General features: G+C 63.1%; 4 protein-coding genes. 2 read left to right on the forward strand and 2 right to left on the reverse strand.

Annotated features, from left to right (window positions below; genetic code table 11):
- Window positions 1–629: ISNCY family transposase (locus B215_RS0116775; protein WP_019370803.1), on the reverse strand; the 629-nt coding region annotated here is incomplete at its 3' end.
- A gap of 698 nt (window positions 630–1,327) precedes the next feature.
- Between B215_RS0116775 and B215_RS0116780 the strand changes: the two genes are divergently transcribed.
- Window positions 1,328–2,158, forward strand: coding sequence for an alpha/beta fold hydrolase (locus B215_RS0116780; RefSeq protein WP_019370804.1), 831 nt, complete (start codon window positions 1,328–1,330; stop codon window positions 2,156–2,158).
- Here B215_RS0116780 and B215_RS0116785 read toward each other — a convergent pair.
- Window positions 2,145–3,230: a GlxA family transcriptional regulator gene (locus B215_RS0116785; RefSeq protein WP_019370805.1), complete on the reverse strand. Its 1,086-nt coding sequence runs from the start codon at window positions 3,228–3,230 to the stop codon at window positions 2,145–2,147. The genes B215_RS0116780 and B215_RS0116785 overlap by 14 nt on opposite strands.
- Before the next feature lie 117 nt (window positions 3,231–3,347).
- Between B215_RS0116785 and B215_RS0116790 the strand changes: the two genes are divergently transcribed.
- Window positions 3,348–3,755 (forward strand): cupin domain-containing protein, encoded by a 408-nt coding sequence (locus tag B215_RS0116790; protein WP_019370806.1) that lies wholly within the window; start codon window positions 3,348–3,350, stop codon window positions 3,753–3,755.
- The last annotated feature ends 91 nt before the right edge of the window (window positions 3,756–3,846 follow it).

Below are 3,846 nucleotides of genomic sequence, written 5' to 3' on the forward strand. Positions count from 1 at the left end.
TGCTTGTCCGAATAGAAGGCGATCGGCTTGCCGTGCCGCTCGAGATAGGTCCGTGTCGCCTGTAGGTAGGAGAGGGCGCTTTCGCTTTCCGCCATCTCGAGGTGCATCAACTCGCTGGTGGCATCGTCGATATAGACCAGCAGGCTGCAGCGTGGCCCGCGGCCCTCGAACCAGTCATGGTCCGAGCCGTCGACCTGGATGAGCTCGCCGCGGCGCTCGCGACGGTTGCGGGATTGGTGCAGCCTGGCGCGCTTGGCGGCCTTGGCTTTCCACAGGCCGGCGCCGATCATCAGCTGTCGCAGCGTCTCGTGCGAGAGCGTGATGCCGTGGCGCTCGGCGAGATACTCGGCCGCCAGCGTTGGGCCGAAATCGGCGTAGCGCTCGCGGACGATGCCGAGGATCTGCTTCCGGTAGGTTTCGCTCAACCGGCGATTGCTCGGCCGACCGCGCTTCCGGGATATCAGGCCAGCGGCGCCGTCAGTGCGGAACCTGTCGAGCAGCCGATACACTTGGCGCCGGCATAGCCTGAGCAGCTCGCCAGCCTCGCTTGCGGTGATCTCGCCGCGCTCAACCCGCTGCAGCGTTTCGTACCGTGACAACTCGCTCCGGCTCATCGCGACCACCGTCATCAGCGTGCCCCCAATTGCTCGGGCGGCATGCCACTCGAAAGGCGCCGACCAGAGATTGTGACATCTCTATCTGGCGGGAGAGTGACATTTGTACGTTGCGCTTACACACCCCCGCCAGGAGCTGTTGCCGCCAGTTAGAAAAGGCACATTCCGCCGCAAGATAGAAATGGCACACGCCGCTCGTGGCAGCGGGGGCTGCGTGGAGCCCTCCTCATAGCGCAGCGCTGCCCCCGCTGATGCCCCGCACTCCCGGCTCCTGACCCCGGACCCGCTGCGCACGCAGCGGGCCCGGTCACACCGCCTCAGCAGCTGCTGCTCGTGCTATCGGGTATCGCGTCGGCGGCCGCTTCGGCGAAGGAAGCGGACAGGCAGCTCCCGCCTTTACCCGGTCGTCGGCGCAGGAGCTGCGGATTCCTATAAGCTCCCCCGCGGGTAGCCGAAAACACCTGTTTGTCGTGCATTCGGCCGACAACGGGTTTCCGCCATTCCCTGCGGATGACCGCGCTCGATCAGTCCCCCTCGTTCCCTTCCTGCGCAGGTCAGAAGAGTAATGTGCTCCTGAAGGACGCGCCAGCTGTTGGTGTCTTCGTCAGTTTTGACACGCAGTGTGTCGCTTCTGCCGAGCGATCCCATTCGAGGGGGCGGCTATATCGTCTCCAGCAGCGGCGCTCCGCGGCGCTGAACAGAGGAGACACAACATGGCTACGATCACCACGACCGATGGCACCGAGATTTTCTACAAGGACTGGGGCAGCAAGGACGCACAACCAATCGTGTTTCATCACGGCTGGCCGCTATCCAGTGACGATTGGGACAATCAGATGCTGTTCTTCCTTGGCGAAGGGTATCGGGTGATCGCCCATGACCGGCGCGGACACGGCCGATCGAGCCAGACGGACGCTGGCAACGAAATGAACACCTATGCCGCTGACGTGATCGAACTGGCCAAGGCGCTGGATCTGAAGAACGCGGTGCATATCGGACATTCCACTGGGGGCGGCGAAGTAGCGCGTTACGTGGCGCGGGCGGAAGCAGGTCGGGTGGCGAAAGCAGTCCTGCTGGGCGCAGTGCCCCCGATGATGATGCGTTCGGACAGCAGCCCCGCAGGGTTGCCACCTGAGCTGTTCGATGGCTTCCGCACCGCGCTGATCGCCAACCGCGCTGAGTTCTACCGGGAGATTGCGTCGGGACCGTTCTATGGCTTCAATCGAGATGGCGCCAAGGTGAGCCAAGGGCTCATCGACAACTGGTCTCGTCAGGGGCTCATGGGGGGCGCCAAAGCGCAGTATGACTGCATCAGCGCCTTTTCGGCGACCGACTTCTCCGAGGATCTTAAGGCGATCGACGTACCCGTGCTCGTGATGCACGGCACCGACGATCAGCTCGTGCCGTTCGGGAACCATGCTCCGCGTTCGGTAGCGCTGCTCAGGAACGGAACGCTTAAAGCATACGAGGGGCTCTCACACGGCATGGCAGCCACGCATCCGGACGTGATCAACGCCGATCTGCTGGCCTTCATTCGCAGCTAATCGTTTCGGCATCGGGGGGCGGTGGAACTCCGCCTCCCGCGGTCGTAGCCCTCCGAACCATCAGCTCGGGGACTTCAGGAATGGTCTGCGTGCGTTCCGATCGCGGCCCGAAGCGCCGTCTGTACTCGGCGGGAGCAACGCCGGTGACCCGCTGGAAAATCTTTCGGAACGCTGAGGCGTCCCCATACCCAACCTGCCAAGCGATCTGGTCCACGGGGGTTCGGGTGAGCTCCAATGCACCCCGCGCTTTGGCGATGCGGACCTGCTGCGCGTACTCGGTTGGCCTCAAGCCCGTGGCCTGCTTGAACCGTCGCAGAAGCGTGCGCTCTTCCAAGCCCGCCCGCTGAGCGAGGGCTGCCACCGATACCTCCCTGGCCCCCGTTGCCTGCATCCAATGCTGGAGCGAAAGGATGGCCGCATCTCCATGGTCAAGCTTTGGAATGAACTGTCCATAAGGGCGCTGGGCCCGACCGGGGGGATCGATCAAGAGGAAGCGGGCCGTGTCGAGCATCACGCTCGCACCTAGCAGGCGCTCGACGAGCGTGAGCCCAAGATCGGTCCAGGCCAGAATCCCCCCCGCAGTTATGATGTCCCCATCGTCAATCACCATCCGATCGACATCAACCTGGACGGCGGGGAAGCGAGAGGCCAACGCCTCTGCGAAGGCCCAGTGTGTGGTCGCCGCCCGATCCCGTAACAGCCCCGTTTCTGCAAGGATGAACGCGCCGGCGCAGACGGAGCAGAGCGTGGCGCCTTTCTTATGCAGGCGCACCATCCAATCGGAAAAGGCAGTCATCTTCTGCATTCGATCCGGCACCACCAGGCTCGGCGGCGTAATCACATGCGTCAGCGCGTGCGGCTGACCGGGACGCGTATCGAAGGTACAGACGATGTCAGCCTCCTCCTGCCGCCAGTGACTGACACGAATTTCACGCTCACCTGAGGGGGCAACTGCACGTGCGATCTCGTTGGCGATGCGAAATAGATCGGTCAGTCCGTAGATCGCCGAGAGCTGGCAATCGGGATATTGAACCAGCCCAATTTCGCCGAACCCGCCTGTCGCCTTGGTCATGTCAGTTCCGTCTCGCAATCTGTCGGTTCCAGCTAGCGCCGCTTCGACGTTCAGCCGGTATGTCCCTCCCACAAGACGCGATTGGGTCAAAGTGGCCCGAGCCAGTAGGAGCCCAGTATGCACATGAAATTCGCGGCAGCAGCCACCATCGCGCTCACTCTGTCAGGGACCGCGACCGCCGCGCAGCAAGCAGGCGTCAAGCGCACGGACCTGCAGCGACAGGAGCTGTCGATCAAAGGGCTCGAGACGGTCCAGGCCCGTATCGACATCGCACCAGGCGCCACGGCGCCTTGGCACCGCCACCCCGGCGAAGAGGTCATCTACGTCCTTGAAGGCGTGTTGGAGTATCAGCTGGAGGGAAAAAGCGCCATCACCTTACACGCAGGAGACGTGCTGTTCGTGCCATCAGGTGTCGCCCACAAGGCTCACAATCCGGGGGCAACGAACGGGGCCGAACTGGCCACCTACATCGTAGAAAAGGGGAGGCCGCTGGTTGTACCGGTCGATCAGCTTCCGAAGCCTTAGCGACGGCCGATCTTGCGCCGTGTTCAGCATTCATAGCGGCCGATTGCGGTAAGCGTCCGACCTGACCCGTATTGCGTGGCAACTTCTGCTG

It is taken from the genome of Sphingomonas sp. ATCC 31555, assembly GCF_000282895.1.
In the GTDB taxonomy this organism is placed as follows: Bacteria; Pseudomonadota; Alphaproteobacteria; order Sphingomonadales; family Sphingomonadaceae; genus Sphingomonas.

Coding starts and splice junctions, on each gene's coding strand:
- B215_RS0116790 (WP_019370806.1), top strand. CDS start 3,348: ATGCACATGAAATTCGCGGCAGCAGCCACCATCGCGCTCACTCTGTCA.
- B215_RS0116780 (WP_019370804.1), top strand. CDS start 1,328: ATGGCTACGATCACCACGACCGATGGCACCGAGATTTTCTACAAGGAC.
- B215_RS0116785 (WP_019370805.1), bottom strand. CDS start 3,230: ATGACCAAGGCGACAGGCGGGTTCGGCGAAATTGGGCTGGTTCAATAT.